This is a genomic window from Leptolyngbya sp. CCNP1308, from assembly GCF_034932455.1.
Classification (GTDB): Bacteria; Cyanobacteriota; Cyanobacteriia; order Phormidesmidales; family Phormidesmidaceae; genus Nodosilinea.
Window position 1 is genome coordinate 14,987 of the sequence record NZ_JAYGIH010000007.1, and the last position, 15,405, is coordinate 30,391.

Here is a 15,405-nt window from a genome sequence, read left to right on the forward strand (position 1 = left end):
TGAGTTCTCTCTTAGCCAAATGTTTAGTGGAATACTTTCTATGCTTTGGCCTATCCTTACAATGCGGCCAAAGCGCTCTTTGAACCCATGTCTACCACTACCGAATCATTTGTGTCCCAGGGCAAAGCTACTGAAGACTATCCGCTCAGTCCCGTACCCGAATTGTCGCGGCGATCGCTGATTTCCCTGGCCCCAATTCTGGTAGGTTTTACCCTGTACTCGGGCACGCTGTTTGCCGGTGGGTTAATTGGCCCGTCGTTTCAGTTTTGGCCAAACCTGGTAGCGCTGATTGTTATTGGCAACCTGATTTTGGGGCTGTACGCGGCGCTGCTGGGCTACATTGCCGGTCAAACCGGGCTGTCTACGGTGCTGATGGCGCGGTTTAGCTTTGGCAACGTGGGGTCGCGCTGGGTCGATTTTATCCTCGGCTTTACGCAGATTGGCTGGTATGCCTGGGGGTCGGCCCTAATGGCCCAGTTGTTCAACACCCTGGCTGGGGTGCCCGAGTCGTGGAACTGGCTGATTATTTTGTTCTTTACCTATGCCTTTTGCTCGACTGCCTACTTTGGCTATCGGGCGATGGACTGGCTGAGCCGGGTGGCGGTGCCCGCCATGGTACTGCTGATGCTGATGAGCCTGACGGTGGCCTCGCGGGATGTGGGCGGATTTGAGGGATTGCAGCAGGCGGCGATCGCCGACCCGCTGCCCCTAGGCGCAGCGATTACGATCATTGTCGGCACCTTTGTCTCGGGCGGTACCCAGGCGACCAACTGGAGCCGGTTTGCTAAGAACGGCAAGATGGGCTTTATCGCCACGCTGATCGCCTTCTTTTTGGGCAACGGCTTTTTGATTTTTTCCGGGGCGTTTTGTGCCAAGGTCTACGGCGAGCCCGACATTGTGCAGGTGATGGCCCAGCAGGGTCTGGTGGTTGGCGGGCTGGTGCTGTTCTTTTTAAATATGTGGACGACCCAGGACAACACCATCTACGCCTTCTCCATCGCCGGGTCGAATATGTTTCGCTCGAGCCGCCGCACCCTGTTTGTGTTGGGGGGCGCTACCATCGCCCTGTTCATGGCCTGGGGCGGTATTTACGAAGGGCTGGTGCAGTATCTGATTTTGCTGGGGACATTTATTCCGCCCATTGGCGGCATTGTTATGGCCGATTACTGGGTCAACCGGCAGGGGCAGTTTCCCAGCTTGGCGGAGCCGCAGCCGGCCTTCAACTGGGCCGGGGTAATAGCCTACGTAGGATCCTCCGCGATCGCCTACCTGACCGGCCAGGCGGGCTGGGGCATTGTGCCCATCAACGGCATTCTGTCGGCCCTGGTGCTCTACATCGTGCTGAGTCGGGTGCTGCCGTCGTCGCGATCGGCGGTCTAGGACAATGGGTTTCTGTCTTTGGGAGTAGAGCCTTAGGAGGACCATCGACGCTACTCTAAGGTCTACTGTATGTGCTATCACCCACCATGCCTACGTCTTCTGTGGCCTCAGACGATGACTCGGAACCTCCCCCTGTGCTCTGGTGGATAGTTGGTATTGGGCTGGGGCTGCTGCTGCTGGGACTGGGATACGCCTACCTGGCCGGAGCCTTTCGAGCAGAACCCGACTACGCGATCGCAGATATTCCCAGCGTCCATGACCCGCGCTTTGCCCTCAGCCTAGAGGGGCTGGCCAACTCGGCAGACACCACCGGACGTCTGGTGGGGTTTTGGCCCACCGTCGATGAAGTCTATGCGGCCCGCGCCGCGGGCATTCGTCAGGCCGAGCATTTGATTCAGTACGAAACCTACTTTATGACCCCGGGCCATCGGGCCAATGCGTTTGCCGAGGGCGTCACCGACCGCGCCCTGGCCGGCGTTAAGGTGCAGCTGCTGTTTGACCACCAGGGCACTCAGGACATGCCAGCCAAGTACTGGCAACGATTGCGCAACGTGGGCATTGAGATCAGGTTTTTTCGCAAGCCCAACTGGCGCGCGCCGCTAGAATACAATTCGCGATCGCACCGCAAACTGCTGATTATTGACGGGCAGCGCGTATTCATTGGCGGGGCGGGTATCTCCGACTACTGGGATGGTACCGCCTTTGATCACGACACCGCCCCCTGGCTCGACTTTGAGCTGGCCTACGAAGGGGAAGTGGTAAACCTGCTCCAGGGCAAATTTTTGCAAAATTGGGCCTCCACAGGCGGGTCTATCTCTCTAAAGGAGGGCCTGCATGCCGTGCAGACAGAGGGCAATACTGCCCTGTTCATCACCGACAATTCTTCCACCCTCAACGAATCATCTATCCGCCTGCTGATGCAGCTTCACATGCTCACGGCCAAGCGGCGACTGTGGATTGGTAGCCCCTACTTTGTGCCCGACCACAACACCACCCACTGTCTGATTGAAGCCTGCCAAAAGGGCGTGGATGTACGCGTCTTAACCATGGGTGCCGCCACCGACAAAACCATAGTGCACCTGGCCAGCCGCGAACTCTACGGCCCCCTGCTGCGGGCCGGGGTCAAAATCTGCGAGCACCAGCCCAGCATGATGCACGCCAAATTTGTGCTGGTCGATGAAGACTGGGTCAGCACCGGCAGCGCCAACTTCGACCCCCGCAGCTACTTCCATAACGACGAACTCAATATCTCAGGCAACTACCCTGAGCTAGCTCGAAAGGTGGAGCAGTTTTTCCTCGATGCTTTAGAGAACAGCCTGTGCCTCACCCCCGAAACCTGGCAAAAACGCCCCCGCGACCAAAAGATTAAGGGCCAGCTAGCGCTCGTCTTTAGAAATCTGCTGTGATCTTTTTTATCCTGATACCGCTAATGACAGCGGGTCTAGGAATGTTTGAGTAAAACTCAGGGAATTTTAAGCGGGCCAATGTAGCATCTTGTAGCATAAGCTGACAAGGTCACATCCCTCTCCGTTAGAGATAGTGGCTTAGCGGCGCTAACCCCACAAAAACTCTGAGTTTTAGAATGATTCGCCCTACTGCCCATGCTGACATCAGCGCTTTAATTTCTCTGGCTAAGGCGACTGGGCTGTTCGAGCCAACCCAGCTCAAAGAATTGAGCACCATACTAACCAACTACTTTAACGGTGACAAAGCCGGGGCATTTTGGCTTACCGATGACGACCAGGGGCCAGTAGGGGTCGCCTACTGTGAGCCTGAACGGATGACCGATCGCACCTGGAATCTGCAACTAATTGCTATTCACCCCAGCCACCAAGGGCAGGGGCGAGGAACAGCGCTATTGCGCCACGTCGAGCAAACGCTGGTGACCCGAGGTGAGCGTATGCTAATAGTCGAAACCTCCGGTTCCTCTGGCTTTGAGGGGGTACGAAGGTTCTACACTAACTGCGGCTATCAAGCGGAAGGGCGTATCCGCGACTTCTACGCAGCGGACTACGACAAAGTGGCATTTCGCAAAGTTTTAGGGGAGTGATCTCGGCGGTGAGGCTACCCCAAATCGATCGCAAATACCCAGTTCTTGTACTCGTCGTCGCGCCCTTCGGTGATAGCGGTGAGTTTTTCCCGCAGGCGATCGGTGACGGGGCGGCTGGTGGGCAGGTTGTACGACTCCACCTTACGCACCGGGGTAATTTTGGCCGCTGTGCCGCTGAGAAATACCTCATCGGCAATTAGCAACTCCGACTTATCCACCGGGCGCTCAACCACCTCAATGCCCAAGTTACGAGCCACGGTGAGAATGCTGTCGCGGGTAATGCCTTCGAGAATGTCTTGCTCGAATCCGGGGGTGATCAGCTTGCCGTTGCGTACAATAAACACGTTCATCCCCGAGGCTTCGCTGACCTTGCCCTGGGAGTTCATTAAAATCGATTCGTCAAAGCCCGACTCAACGGCCTCGGTTTTGGCCAGCGACGAGGTGATGTAAGCGCCGCTGATTTTGCCCCGCAGGGGCAGGCTGCGGTCTTCTTGCCGGTACCAGGAGCTAATGCGGCAGGTGACACCCTCGGGCGAGAGGTAGTCGCCCAGTTCCAGGCCGTAGACAAAGAAGTTCTTCTCGACGTTGTGCAGCCGGGGCGAAATGCCCAGGTCTGAGGTGTACACAAAGGGCCGAATGTAAAACGACTTATCGGGGCTGTTTTTGCGGACGAAATCTTCGATTACCGCCTGAATTTTGTCGGCGGGCAGGTCGTAGTTGAGCAGCCGGGCGCTGGTGCTGAGGCGCTGGCAGTGGCGATCGAGGCGAAAGAGAAGAATGCGCCCGCTCGCCGCCGGGTCAGGAATACCGCGCAGCCCGCCAAAGGCCCCGGTGCCGTAGTGCAGGGCGTGGGTGGCAATAGAAATCTTAGCGTCGCTAAAATCGCAAAACTGGCCTTCGAAGTAGGCGACGGGTAAAAAGTTGTGCATGGCTACGGCTGGGCAAAATTCGGCATCTTTACAGAATAGACCCAATCCACAGCCTTATTAAACTAAGGCCCGGCGACTTACGCCGCTACAGTTGAGCCTGGCCTGGCCTGAAACCGAGCTTCTACACCGCTCTCGGCAGCGGCAGGGGCTCGGCGGGGCGGGGCATAACCAACTGTCTGGGCATCGTTTGACGAAAGGCTTGGTAGTAGTCTTGGTTGGCCTCGCCGTGGAGAGTACGCAGCATGGCAATTGGGTTATCGTGGTGGTCAACCCGCAGGTCGAGGTGGGGGTAGGGGGCTTGATCCATCACGTAGAGGGCGGCGGACTGGCGACCGCGCTTGTCGCCCCCGGCGGCTTCACCCGCCTCTAGGGCCATAAGAAGGCGATCGCTCAACCCAGCCGCCGCACTTTCCTGAAACGCCACCGCCATAGCCTCCAGCACCGCTGGCCCGGTCAGCATATTCCCCGCCACCGACAGGTTTGGGAACGTGCGATGGCCCGCCCAGCCCACACAGTCGCGGCCCGTCCAGGCCGCAATATGGCCAGTGTGGTCGACCAGGTGAACCTGGCGCTGGTGGCGATCGCAGTCATTTTCCAAGAGCCAGTCGAGCACGACCTCGGCAGAAGCCTCGCTAAAGGGGCTTTCGGTAGCCTGGCGACGCTCCAGTAGCTCCAGCCCCCAAATGCCCAGCAGGGGGTTGGTCTGGGCCTGGGTGGCGATCGACCCTACTCCTGCCCGCGCGTGGGGCACCAGCGCCCCCACCGCCAGGTGCTTGGTGGCCACCGCCACCCCGGTCATGCCCGTCTGGGGATCCCAAGCGACAATAGAGAAGGTCATAGTTGTGCCACGGCTAAAGAAATGTATGCAGTACACAGAGTAATGTAATTGTTAGCGGATTCTAAACCGAAGCATTGTTGTGGATCATACAAATTGTTCCCTAGCGGCAGGGCTCTAGTCTGGTTGGGCTGATCTGAAAAGGTCTGTCTTTTGAGAGAGCGCGTTTCTCGTCAACCCTGGCGTGATGAGGGATGGCGATTCAAAGGCATTTGATCACAATGTAGATGCTAATGAGTCCTCCCAGGCGAGCCGGAACAAGTCTTTAGATTTTCATCAGTACTCGCCGTTGCCTTTTCTAGAGTCGCCTTTTTGGTCTGTAGTTTTTGGTATTGCAAGATAGCTGGAAGAATTGTTCCCGAGCGAGTTGAGAGGGCCACTGTTGTATCAAAGTAGGCCACGCGATGAAATTACGCATATCTCGTCCCAAATACTTCCTTCCGCTTTCTGTTCTGTTGATTGCAATGCCGCTGACGGCCTGTCGAGTTCAACAAGAAGAAACTGGCAGCCTGCCCGACGTAGACGTTCAGGTAGAGCCCGGGAACCTGCCTGAGTACGATATCCAAGGCCCCGATGTGAATGTCGGCGTTACAGAACGGACGGTAACGGTGCCTAGGGTAGTTGTCGTTCAAGAAGAGCAAACTGTTGAAGTTCCCTATATCGATGTAGATGTGCCCGGTGCCGAACGAATCGAACGCACTATCACCTCAGAGGTTGAAGCGCCTTCCGGAGGATACAATCTGGCCATTCAAGGTGTATACGTTGTCGATGATGAACTCTGGGTTGTTTCCCAGTTAGAGGAAGTAGATGCTAACGCCCCCGCAGAAGTCAATCGGGTTTCAGATCGAATTGTGCTGAATGCACCAGACATGTCCATACGGCACTTTATCGTCGGTGAACGCCCTGAAAGTATTTTCAACGAGCAATATACCTTCATAGGCAGCCGGGAAGAAATTGCGCCTGAACTCAGTGCTGGCCGTCAAATCTACGATCGAACCACCTAAATATGAGCTGCCTCTTCACGAGAGCGATGCAGATACTGGGGAACCGACATTAACCAATGCCGCCGTAGTTGTCCCCACAGCCCTTAAAACCGTAGAGACAAAAGTCCCTTAATGCAGGGGACTTTTGTCTCTACGGTTAATTAGTAGTTAACGGGCAGCAATCATCTCTGGTGGCAAAGTCAGAATCGTCGTAACCCTTGAGTTTTGCTAAAAAAAGTCAGCTTTGCCCGCCCACGGCTTTTAGGATGACCACTTAACCCCGGAGGAAAAGCCTATGTGCGGTATTGGTGGCGTCATATACGCAGACCCAGCTCATCCTGTAGATCCGCAGATTTTGGTGGGTATGGCCGCCATTCAGCACCACCGGGGGGCCGACGGTTTTGGCTACGACATTGTTGAGGGGCGCGGGGTCGGCTTTACCCATGCTCGCCTGTCAATCATTGATCTAAATCCTGAGCGGGGTCGGCAACCCTTTCGCTCTGAGGATGGCCAGTTTTTGATCGCCCACAATGGCGAATTTTACGACTACAAGCGACTGCGGGCCGACCTCACCTCCCGGGGCTACAGCTTTCGCACCAAGAGCGACACCGAGCTGGTGCTGCACCTGACCGATCGCTTTGGTCTTGACGGCGCGCTGCCCCACCTGCGCGGTGAGTTTGCCTTTGCGGTCTACGAACACCAGCAGGATCGGCTGACTCTGGTGCGCGATCGCTTTGGCGTCAAGCCCCTGTTCTACAGCCTCACCGCCGAAGGCCTGGTGTTTGGCTCAGAGATCAAGGTGGTGATGGCCCATCCCTCGGTGCGGGGTAAGTTTTCGTCGGAGGGGCTCTACCACCAGCTGATGCAGACCATGGTGCCCGGCACCACAGGTTTCGAGGGCATCTATGCGGTAGAGCCAGGGCAAAAGGTGGTGGTGCAGCGGCGCGACGGCCAGCTCATCCTGCACAAAGAACAGTACTGGGATCTCGATTTTCCGCTGCTGGGTACCCGACCCCAGCGCAGCGACCAAGACTATATAGAAGAGCTGCGCGAGCGGTTTGTGGAGGCGATTCAGCTGCGGCTGGAGGCCGACGTGCCGGTGGCCTGCTACCTGTCGGGGGGCATCGACTCCTGCACCATTTTGGGGGTGGCCGCCGCCTGCCAGCAGTCGCCGGTCAAGGCCTTCACTATTGGCTTCGACGACAGCGACTACGACGAAACCGCGATCGCCCGCGAAATGGCCGCCGCCGTGGGGGCCGACCAGGAGATTCTCACCGTCAACGGCACCCAGCTCTACGACCACTTTGCCCGCACCCTGTGGCACACCGAGCGCAGCATCTACAACACCTTCACGGTGGCCAAGCTGCTAATGAGCGAGCATGTCAACGCGGCGGGCTACAAAGTGGTGGTCACTGGGGAAGGCTCGGACGAGCTGTTTGCGGGCTACCCCCAGCTGCGGCTGGATATGATTCGCCACGGCATGGCCCACGCCACGCCAGAGGAGCGGGCCGATCTGGAAGCCTGGCTGGCGGAGAGCAACCAGCTCTTTAAAGGCAATTTGCTGGCCGAGACGCCCCTGGAAGACCCTGCTCTAAATGCGGTGGTGGGCTTTACCCCCAGCTGTCTTCAGTCGTGGCTGAGTTCTGCCGAGCGGGTGCCCGATCTGCTGCACCCCCACCATCGCGAAGCCCTGGGGCGCTACGCGCCCGGAGGGGCGATCGCCGCCGCCCTAGATGAGCGCCAGCTGCGCGATCGCCACCCCCTCGACAAGGCCCAGTACGTGTGGATAAAAACCCAGTTTGAGTCGCAAGTGCTGGGTTGGGCGGGCGATCGCGTCGATATGGCCAATTCCCTAGAGGCTCGCCCCGCCTTTCTCGACCACCCCCTGGTGGAGTTCGCCGTCACCCTGCCCCCCAGCCTGCGCTTTCGCGGCCACCAGGACAAATACGTTCTGCGCGAAACCATGCGCGATCTGCTGCCCGAGACCCTCTACAAGCGGCAAAAATTTGCCTTTATGGCCCCGCCCTCCCACACCGATCGCGTTAAGCAAAAAGCCATGCAGGATCTGGCCCATACCTACCTCAACCGCGAGGCCGTCGAGGCCGCCGCCCTGCTCGACCACGGCGCGGTGCAAACCCTCCTGCACCACCACCAAGATGAGGCCACCCCCGTCGCCGAGCGGGTTCAGCTCGACGCCGTGATCAACCACCTGCTCAGCGTGCAGATTCTGCACCAGCATTTTGTCGCTCAGGATGTCACAGAGCAGGCTAAAGCTACGGCAGAAAAGCTGGGCTGGGCCGATGCGGTGGCCTCGGCTCGGGTTTCTTAACGCCCGGGGGAGTCTGAGCGAGGCTGAATCCTGCTGCGGCAGGGCTGCTGATCTCAGGGTGAAGAAATATTTAGGTATAACGCATCACACCAGCTGCCCTGGGCATCTTGGGATAGAACCCATCCAGGCCGCGCGATCGCGCCTTTACCCGCCATGAATAATGCACTACTCGCCTCTGTCCGTGAAGCCGATGGTCGCTATCTGAGTGATGTTGAGCTGCGCCCCTTCGAGCACATGACGGAGGCCTTTCAAGCCCGGGTAAATCTCTATAACCACATTCGAGACCAGGGCAAAGATCTGGTGCTCAACACGCTGCGGCGGCTCATGCAGACCCCCCATCGCCAGGTCGTACAAGAGCACGCCCAGCAGTGCCAGCGCGACATGACCTACACCCTGGAGTACGTGGCCAAGGGCATTTTGCTCCACGACGAAGACGGGTTCATGGAAGAGTACCTGGTGTGGATGCAGAATATTATTCGCGCCTTCCATCGTCAGTCGGCCTGTGTAGTGGCCTACCGGCTGCTGAAGGAAGAAGTCCGCAGCACCCTTCCCAGCGACCAGAGCAATCTTATGATGCTCTATCTAGACAAGCTCACTGAGGCGCTAGAAAGCGGCATTTAGCGCGATTGCTCCGCTTCGCTCGGGCGGTTGCCTTCCGTTCATAGAGCAGGCCGCTACCGCCCGAGTAACAATTCTTTGCCAGAGATCATTTGACTCCCCAGGTGTCTAATTTGAAATTAGACTATGGTCAGATCCCGTTCATTGATTTCTTGCAGAGCACCTCAACCATGGGAAAGTCTCGCCTTAGTCCCCGTCAGCGATCCTACGAAGCCGATCTGATCAACCGCCTGTCAGATAACCACCAGCTCAACCAGGCCCAGCAGCGCATTAGCGGCCTCAACGACAAAGACCGCGACCTGGTGTCTGAGCGCCTCAGCGGTCGCACCCGAGGCCGCCTGCGTCAGAACTACTAGCCCATCGCCAAGCTTTCCCAGGCTCAATAGTTGAGGCTATAGAAAGTTGGCGATGGGTTTTGCTATGGTGGCGAGGACTGTCCTCCCCAGGGCGTTCACGAACTGTCCCAAAGGGGAACCGCATCCTAACCCTGGCTCAACAACTGTGGCCTAACCACTCCAGGGGAGCAGTTCTTCCCTAAAGCTTGGTGTGGCTACCGTCGCAGAAGGGCGCGTTTTGGGTGTGCTTGCAGGCGCACAACGCCACCTGCTTTTTCTCCTCCAGGGTAAATTTCATCGGCGTGAAGTCGGTACCTTTGTGGGCACCGTTGCAGAAAGGCTGGTTAGTTGACTGGCCGCAGGTGCACCAGTAGTAGTCCCCCGCCTCCAGCTCCATTACCACGGGCTTATTGTCGGCAATTACAGGCTCAGCCATCGGTCTTTCCTCTCTTAATTTATTTCTTGTCGCGAACATCCGACGGCGGCGAGGGAAACTTCCCCCGCCGCCGCAAGTTTGTTAGGCGGCCATATCAAACACCAACACCTCGGCCTCATCGGCAGCCCCGGTCAGATTCAGGGTGTCGAGGTCGCTGACAGCAGCGCCATCCCCAGCAGTGAGGGCATGGCCGTTGAGGCTGACCGCGCCACGGGTCACCTGCACCCAGGCCACTCGCCCCGAAGCCAGGGTGTGCTCGACGCGATCGCCCTCACCCAACGCGGTGGCATACAAACTCACATCCTGGTGGATGGTGACAGAGCCATCGCGGCCATCGCGGGAACCGACTAGGCGCAGCTGCCCCTGCTTGGCTTCTGGGGCGATCGAGATCTGCTCATAGCCGGGGGCAATGCCCTCCGTCTCAGGCAAAATCCAAATTTGCAGGAAATGCACCGGGTTGCTGTCTGAGGCGTTGAACTCGCTGTGGCGAATGCCCGTGCCTGCCGACATCCGCTGCACATCCCCAGGGCGAATGACGGAGCCGGTGCCAAGGCTGTCTTTGTGCTCTAGAGCGCCATCCAGCACGTAGGTAATGATTTCCATGTCGCGGTGGCCGTGGGTGCCAAAGCCCTGGCTCGGCGTCACCTTGTCTTCGTTGATCACCCGCAGGCTGGCAAAGCCCATGTGCTTAGGGTCGTAGTAGTTGCCAAACGAGAAAGTGTGGTGAGAATCGAGCCAGCCAAAGTTGGCGGCACCACGTTCATTAGCAGGACGAACCGTAATCATTAGAGACACCTCCTAGTAGCGTCAATGGATTGGAAACATCCGAATAAATTAACGATATACTGAATCCAATTAATAGACAATACCCAGCATTGTAAACAGATTGTCGCCTTTTAGAAGACAGTAAAGCCATCGTCTTGTTCTAGAAAATCTCCCAACCCCACTCTCCTCACCATCCCCATCTCCCTCACCATCCCCGCCATGGACAAGCTCGAAAGCATGCGCGCCTTCACCCAGGTCGTCGAAGCCGGTGGTTTCGCCGCCGCTGCTCGCCAGATGGATCTGTCGCGATCGCAGGTTAACAAACTAGTGCTCAACCTCGAAGAGCACCTGCAAACCCAACTCTTGCAGCGCACTACCCGCAAAGTCTCCCCCACCGACGCCGGGCGGGCCTACTACGATCGCTGCCTCGCCATTCTCGCTGACCTCGAGGAAGCTGAGCTGGCCCTCACCCGCCTGCACCAGGAGCCACGCGGCAGTCTGCGCATCAATGCGCCCATGACCTTTGGCACCCTGCACCTGGCCCCCCTGGTGGTGGAGTTTATGGCCCAGTACCCCGACCTCTACGTTGAGCTGGTGCTCAACGATCGCCGCATTGACCCCATCGAAGAAGGCTTCGATATCACCATTCGCATTGCCGCCCAGCCCCCCGGCCCTGGGCTAATCGCCCACACCCTGGCCCCTTGCCCGCTGGTGGTGTGTGCGGCTCCCGGCTATCTACAGCAGCGCGGCACCCCAACCCATCCAGACGATCTCAAGCAGCACGACTGTCTGCACTACGGCCACCGCGCCCAAGACAATAGCTGGACTCTGATAGGGGATGAGCCCCACACCGTCACCATCAACGGGCCGCTGTGCTGCAACAATGGCGAGGTGCTGCGGGCCGCTGCCCTGGCGGGCCTGGGTATTGTCATGCTGCCCGATTTCATTGTGGAGAAAGATTTAGCGGAAGGGCAACTGCGCCCGATTCTGACGGCGTATCCGCCTGAGACGATCAACATCTATGCGCTGTATCCGGTCAATCGCCACCTGTCGGCAAAGGTGACCCGGCTGGTGGAATTTTTGGCTGAGAAAATTTAGCCAGGGTAAACATTGCTCAGTCTTCTACGCTGTCAGTCTTCTACGCTGTCTGTGCTCGGTGGGTGCCAACTGCCTTGAATCTAGGGACGACACTTTGACAATAGCCCCTTCATTGTGGGCTTAGTCGTTGAAATCTGGGTAGACAGCGTTGTGCGGCAGCGTAGCCAAAATAGTCTAAGGATCGGCCCAGTTCCTTTCAAAACAAACATGGCTCAAGGGTTCTGGTTCGCCCGATCAGAGCGAAGGCAAAGCAAGGGTTAGGCGCTGACCTGAATTCTCGCCACCAAGTAGACCAGGGGCGATCGCCACTGCACCGTTTGCCCCTGCAACTGCCGCTGGCAACTCTGATGAATCGTCGCCAGATCTTTCTCAGGCAGATGCTGCGCCAGCTGATCGCGGTAGCTAGGCGGGGTGCCGCCCACCGCAAACCACCGCTGCAACAGCGCTGACGACACGTAGATGCTGCTGTGCAAAACATCCTCCGTGAGCTGCACGGTAAAGCCCGCTTTGAGAAACAGCGACTCTAGGGTGTCGGCCTGCCAGTTGAAGCGAGGGTCGGTGGTGGAATGGGCGATTCCCGAAGGGATCACTCCGTGAATCGCCTCCTCAGCCTGGTGCCAGCGCTTGACCAGGGCTTTGCTCAAATCGGCAGTCTCTACCAGGGCCGAAATCCGCTGGCTGTGGCGGGGAATGGTCTCGGCCAGCAGCACTACACCTTCTGGAGCCAAAAGCTGCTGCACAATCTCGATGAAGCGATCGCGGTTAACCACCTGGGCAAAGGCATTGCGGCCCACAATCCGCTCAAAGCGAACGCCTGGCGTGTGGGCCGCCAGGTACGCCGCCAGCGCCTCAAAGTCGGCATGTACAAACACGGGACGGATCAGTGCGGGGAGCTGGGCCGCCTGTTCAGCCAGGGCGGCTTCGTCCTGGGCGGTGTGTACGCGGGCGTAGACGCCCCCCTCGGGCACCTGGCGCAGAGCCTCCCAGGTGAGCAGTCCGGTGCGGGCGTTGAGGTCGAGAATGCGGTGATGGCGCTGGGGTGGAGCCAGAGCAAAGATGCGATCGCGCAGTTCCCCTAGCTGCTCGCCCGCCTGGCTGAGGGTGCGCTGGAGCCAGCGATCGCGAGCCGGGTCATCGGGGCTGTAGGTGAGCGCTTCTGGCAGTGCGCCACCGCCATCCACCATCGCCGCTAGCTGGGCTTCGCGCCGCTGGGCCACCTGGGTTTGAATTGAGGCCTCGTAGCCCTGATCCGACGGCTGGTAAAACACCTGCCCCTGCAAGCCGCTGGGCAAATACTGCTGCTCTACCCAGTGCTCTCGATAAGAATGGGGGTAGAGGTAGCCTTTGCCGTGGCCAAAGCCTTTGCTGTCGCGGTTGCCGTCTCGCATGGGGTTGGGCACCTCCGCTTCGCGCTCCTGCTCGATGGCGGCGAGGGCATCGAAAAAGCCCATGGTGCTGTTGGATTTAGGGGCCGTCGCCAGGTACAGCGTCGCCTGGGTCAGGGGATAGCGGCCCTCGGGCATACCCACCCGGTCGAAGGCAGCAGCGCAGCTAGTCACCACCGTCACGGCGTGGGGGTCGCCCAGGCCAACGTCTTCGCTGGCCAAAATCACCAGGCGGCGAAAGATAAAGCGTGGGTCTTCGCCCGCGTAGACCATGCGGGCCAGCCAGTAGAGCGCCGCATCGGGGTCAGAGCCGCGCACGCTTTTGATAAAGGCGCTGATGGTGTCGAAGTGGGCGTCGCCCTCTTTGTCGTAGAGCACCGCCCGCTGCTGAATTGACTCTTCGGCCACATCCAGGGTGATCAGAACTTGGCCAGTCCCATCAGGAGGAGTAGTTTCAACCGCCAGCTCTAGAGCATTGAGGAGGGCGCGGGCGTCGCCGTTGGCTACATTCACTAGGTGATCGAGGGCGGCGGGCTCAAGGTGGATGGGGCGATCGCCGTAGCCCCGTCCCCTGTCCGCCAGTGCCTGCTCCACCACCCGATACAGATCTGCTGACTCCAGCGGTTTGAGCTGAAAAATGCGCGATCGGCTGACCAGCGCTTTGTTGACCTCAAAATAGGGATTCTCGGTGGTCGCCCCAATCAAAATCACCGTGCCGTTCTCTACCCAGGGCAGCAGCGCATCCTGCTGGGCCTTGTTGAAGCGGTGCACTTCGTCGATAAACAGAATCGTGCGCCTGCCGTACTGGCCGCGCAGGTCTTGGGCCGCTGCGATCGCCTCGCGAATATCCTTCACCCCCGCCAGCACCGCATTTAGCGCAATGAAGTGGGCGCTGGTGGTGTTGGCAATAATCTGGGCCAGGGTGGTTTTGCCCGTGCCCGGTGGGCCAAAAAAAATCAGCGAGGAAAGCTGATCGGCCTGAATCGCGCGCCGCAGCAGTCGCCCCGGCCCCACCACCGCGTCTTGACCAATGAATTCGTCCAGGGTGCGAGGCCGCAGCCGCGCGGCCAGCGGGGCATCCCGGCCAATCTGCTCTTGGCGGTTATGGTCAAAGAGATCCATTGGGGTAAGGCATCCCAGAAGGCCAGTCAAATCAATGCTGGCAAGGCTGTCTCCTAATGGTATAGCCCTAGGTGCTGCCCGTAAGCAAAGGCCAGCGCCGCTGCCGAACTCCCTCAGTCTAGATTGCGACCTAGCTTGAGCTTAGCGTCCTATCCGGCCAGGTAAGCTTTCAAGTCTTGGCGGGCATAGCGCAGTTTTTTGATGGCGTCGCGCTCGATTTGACGCACCCGTTCGCGGCTGACATTGAGTTGCTGCCCCACCTTGGAGAGAGACAGCCCTTCGCCAGTGCCAAGGCCAAAGCGCAGCACCAGCACCTCGCGCTGCTGGGGTGTGAGGCGGTCGAGAATGCGGAAGATATCTTGCTTGAGGCTGTTTTGAGCCGCGTACTCCTCGGGCGATCGCCCCTGTTCATCCTCCAGCATATCGGCTAGCTCGGTGTCGCCCTTGTCGCCCACTAAGGCGTTCAGCGACATCGGCTGCTGCGACTGCGAGAGAAACTGACGCACCTGCACCAGAGGCATATCCAGGTGGTTGGCCACCTCTTCGAGAGTGGCGGTGCGGCCTAGCTCTTGGGCCAGGTGGCGCTGGGCACGCTTGATCTTGGTCAGCTTTTCGAAAATGTGGATGGGCAGGCGAATGGCGCGGCTTTTTTCGGCGATCGCCCGCGTTACCGCTTGACGAATCCACCAGTAGGCGTAGGTCGAAAACCTAAAGCCTTTGGTGGGGTCAAACTTCTCGACCCCGCGCTGCAGGCCCATGGTGCCTTCCTGTACTAGATCCATCAGATCTAGGTTGCGCTTGGTGTATTTTTTGGCAATGGAGACCACCAGACGCAGGTTCGCTTCTACCATGCGGCGGCGAGCGGCTTCGCCATGCTCAATCTGTTGTCTCAAATCATCGACTGACATATGGGCCGCCTCGGCCCACTCATCCACCGAAGGCTCATGACCCAGGGTGTCGGTAAGCTGGGTCGATATCTCGGTGAGACGATTTAGCTGCTGCACATGCTTGCCCAGCGAAATCTCTTCGTCGCGGGAGAGGCGGGGAATGCGGCCAATCTCTTTCAGGTATGCCTGAACAGAATTGCTGGAAGCGGAAGTAGCTAGGGCCATGGGGAAATCAGTAGTGGCAATCAACTTA

Annotated in this window: 14 protein-coding genes; 8 read left to right on the forward strand and 6 right to left on the reverse strand. The window is 58.5% G+C overall.

Translation table 11 applies throughout. The features are described from left to right. Positions 1-87 precede the first annotated feature (87 nt). The 3 genes from codB to VB780_RS05030 all read left to right on the forward strand — a co-directional run bounded on the left by codB (position 88) and on the right by VB780_RS05030 (position 3,430). Complete coding sequence (codB, locus tag VB780_RS05020) at positions 88-1,380, forward strand: cytosine permease (RefSeq protein ID WP_323350043.1); 1,293 nt, start codon at positions 88-90, stop codon at positions 1,378-1,380. An 86-nt stretch (positions 1,381-1,466) separates the two neighbouring features. Further along, positions 1,467-2,786: a phosphatidylserine/phosphatidylglycerophosphate/cardiolipin synthase family protein gene (locus tag VB780_RS05025; RefSeq protein WP_323350044.1), complete on the forward strand. Its 1,320-nt coding sequence runs from the start codon at positions 1,467-1,469 to the stop codon at positions 2,784-2,786. A 176-nt stretch (positions 2,787-2,962) separates the two neighbouring features. Beyond that, complete coding sequence (locus VB780_RS05030; RefSeq protein WP_323350045.1) at positions 2,963-3,430, forward strand: GNAT family N-acetyltransferase; 468 nt, start codon at positions 2,963-2,965, stop codon at positions 3,428-3,430. 14 nt (positions 3,431-3,444) lie between these two features. Here VB780_RS05030 and VB780_RS05035 read toward each other — a convergent pair whose 3' ends face one another. Next, entirely contained in the window at positions 3,445-4,359 is a 915-nt protein-coding gene (locus VB780_RS05035; protein WP_323350046.1) for a branched-chain amino acid transaminase, read from the reverse strand. Positions 4,360-4,480: 121 nt separating this feature from the next. Continuing rightward, complete coding sequence (locus VB780_RS05040; protein WP_323350047.1) at positions 4,481-5,197, reverse strand: DUF1028 domain-containing protein; 717 nt, start codon at positions 5,195-5,197, stop codon at positions 4,481-4,483. 401 nt (positions 5,198-5,598) lie between these two features. On the opposite strand from VB780_RS05040, the gene VB780_RS05045 reads away from it, so the two are divergent. The 4 genes from VB780_RS05045 to VB780_RS05060 all read left to right on the forward strand — a co-directional run bounded on the left by VB780_RS05045 (position 5,599) and on the right by VB780_RS05060 (position 9,480). After that, positions 5,599-6,198 (forward strand): hypothetical protein, encoded by a 600-nt coding sequence (locus tag VB780_RS05045; protein ID WP_323350048.1) that lies wholly within the window; start codon positions 5,599-5,601, stop codon positions 6,196-6,198. A 274-nt stretch (positions 6,199-6,472) separates the two neighbouring features. Beyond that, a complete protein-coding gene (gene asnB, locus VB780_RS05050) occupies positions 6,473-8,506 on the forward strand; it encodes an asparagine synthase (glutamine-hydrolyzing) (RefSeq protein WP_323350049.1) in 2,034 nt (677 codons plus the stop codon). A 153-nt stretch (positions 8,507-8,659) separates the two neighbouring features. Beyond that, complete coding sequence (locus VB780_RS05055; RefSeq protein WP_323350050.1) at positions 8,660-9,127, forward strand: hypothetical protein; 468 nt, start codon at positions 8,660-8,662, stop codon at positions 9,125-9,127. A gap of 167 nt (positions 9,128-9,294) precedes the next feature. Next, positions 9,295-9,480 carry a hypothetical protein gene (locus VB780_RS05060; RefSeq protein ID WP_323350051.1) on the forward strand — a complete coding sequence of 62 codons (186 nt, stop codon included), beginning with the start codon at positions 9,295-9,297 and terminating at the stop codon, positions 9,478-9,480. 178 nt (positions 9,481-9,658) lie between these two features. Here VB780_RS05060 and VB780_RS05065 read toward each other — a convergent pair whose 3' ends face one another. Both VB780_RS05065 and VB780_RS05070 read right to left on the reverse strand, forming a co-directional pair. After that, positions 9,659-9,895: a CDGSH iron-sulfur domain-containing protein gene (locus tag VB780_RS05065; RefSeq protein WP_323350052.1), complete on the reverse strand. Its 237-nt coding sequence runs from the start codon at positions 9,893-9,895 to the stop codon at positions 9,659-9,661. Positions 9,896-9,976: 81 nt separating this feature from the next. Further along, on the reverse strand, positions 9,977-10,681 hold the full coding sequence (locus VB780_RS05070; RefSeq protein ID WP_323350053.1) for a pirin family protein: 705 nt from the start codon (positions 10,679-10,681) through the stop codon (positions 9,977-9,979). 198 nt (positions 10,682-10,879) lie between these two features. Here VB780_RS05070 and VB780_RS05075 point away from each other — a divergent pair, with 198 nt between their 5' ends. Further along, positions 10,880-11,758: a LysR family transcriptional regulator gene (locus tag VB780_RS05075; protein ID WP_323350054.1), complete on the forward strand. Its 879-nt coding sequence runs from the start codon at positions 10,880-10,882 to the stop codon at positions 11,756-11,758. Positions 11,759-12,015: 257 nt separating this feature from the next. Here the strand turns inward: VB780_RS05075 and VB780_RS05080 are convergent, their stop codons facing one another. Together VB780_RS05080 and VB780_RS05085 are read right to left on the reverse strand one after the other, a co-directional pair. After that, positions 12,016-14,265, reverse strand: coding sequence for an AAA family ATPase (locus tag VB780_RS05080; RefSeq protein ID WP_323350055.1), 2,250 nt, complete (start codon positions 14,263-14,265; stop codon positions 12,016-12,018). 149 nt (positions 14,266-14,414) lie between these two features. Next, positions 14,415-15,377 (reverse strand): RpoD/SigA family RNA polymerase sigma factor, encoded by a 963-nt coding sequence (locus VB780_RS05085; RefSeq protein WP_323350056.1) that lies wholly within the window; start codon positions 15,375-15,377, stop codon positions 14,415-14,417. Positions 15,378-15,405 lie beyond the last annotated feature (28 nt).

Coding starts and splice junctions, on each gene's coding strand:
- VB780_RS05040 (WP_323350047.1), bottom strand. CDS start 5,197: ATGACCTTCTCTATTGTCGCTTGGGATCCCCAGACGGGCATGACCGGG.
- VB780_RS05055 (WP_323350050.1), top strand. CDS start 8,660: ATGAATAATGCACTACTCGCCTCTGTCCGTGAAGCCGATGGTCGCTAT.
- VB780_RS05080 (WP_323350055.1), bottom strand. CDS start 14,265: ATGGATCTCTTTGACCATAACCGCCAAGAGCAGATTGGCCGGGATGCC.
- VB780_RS05075 (WP_323350054.1), top strand. CDS start 10,880: ATGGACAAGCTCGAAAGCATGCGCGCCTTCACCCAGGTCGTCGAAGCC.
- VB780_RS05085 (WP_323350056.1), bottom strand. CDS start 15,377: ATGGCCCTAGCTACTTCCGCTTCCAGCAATTCTGTTCAGGCATACCTG.
- asnB (WP_323350049.1), top strand. CDS start 6,473: ATGTGCGGTATTGGTGGCGTCATATACGCAGACCCAGCTCATCCTGTA.
- VB780_RS05060 (WP_323350051.1), top strand. CDS start 9,295: ATGGGAAAGTCTCGCCTTAGTCCCCGTCAGCGATCCTACGAAGCCGAT.
- VB780_RS05025 (WP_323350044.1), top strand. CDS start 1,467: ATGCCTACGTCTTCTGTGGCCTCAGACGATGACTCGGAACCTCCCCCT.
- VB780_RS05045 (WP_323350048.1), top strand. CDS start 5,599: ATGAAATTACGCATATCTCGTCCCAAATACTTCCTTCCGCTTTCTGTT.
- codB (WP_323350043.1), top strand. CDS start 88: ATGTCTACCACTACCGAATCATTTGTGTCCCAGGGCAAAGCTACTGAA.
- VB780_RS05035 (WP_323350046.1), bottom strand. CDS start 4,359: ATGCACAACTTTTTACCCGTCGCCTACTTCGAAGGCCAGTTTTGCGAT.
- VB780_RS05070 (WP_323350053.1), bottom strand. CDS start 10,681: ATGATTACGGTTCGTCCTGCTAATGAACGTGGTGCCGCCAACTTTGGC.
- VB780_RS05065 (WP_323350052.1), bottom strand. CDS start 9,895: ATGGCTGAGCCTGTAATTGCCGACAATAAGCCCGTGGTAATGGAGCTG.
- VB780_RS05030 (WP_323350045.1), top strand. CDS start 2,963: ATGATTCGCCCTACTGCCCATGCTGACATCAGCGCTTTAATTTCTCTG.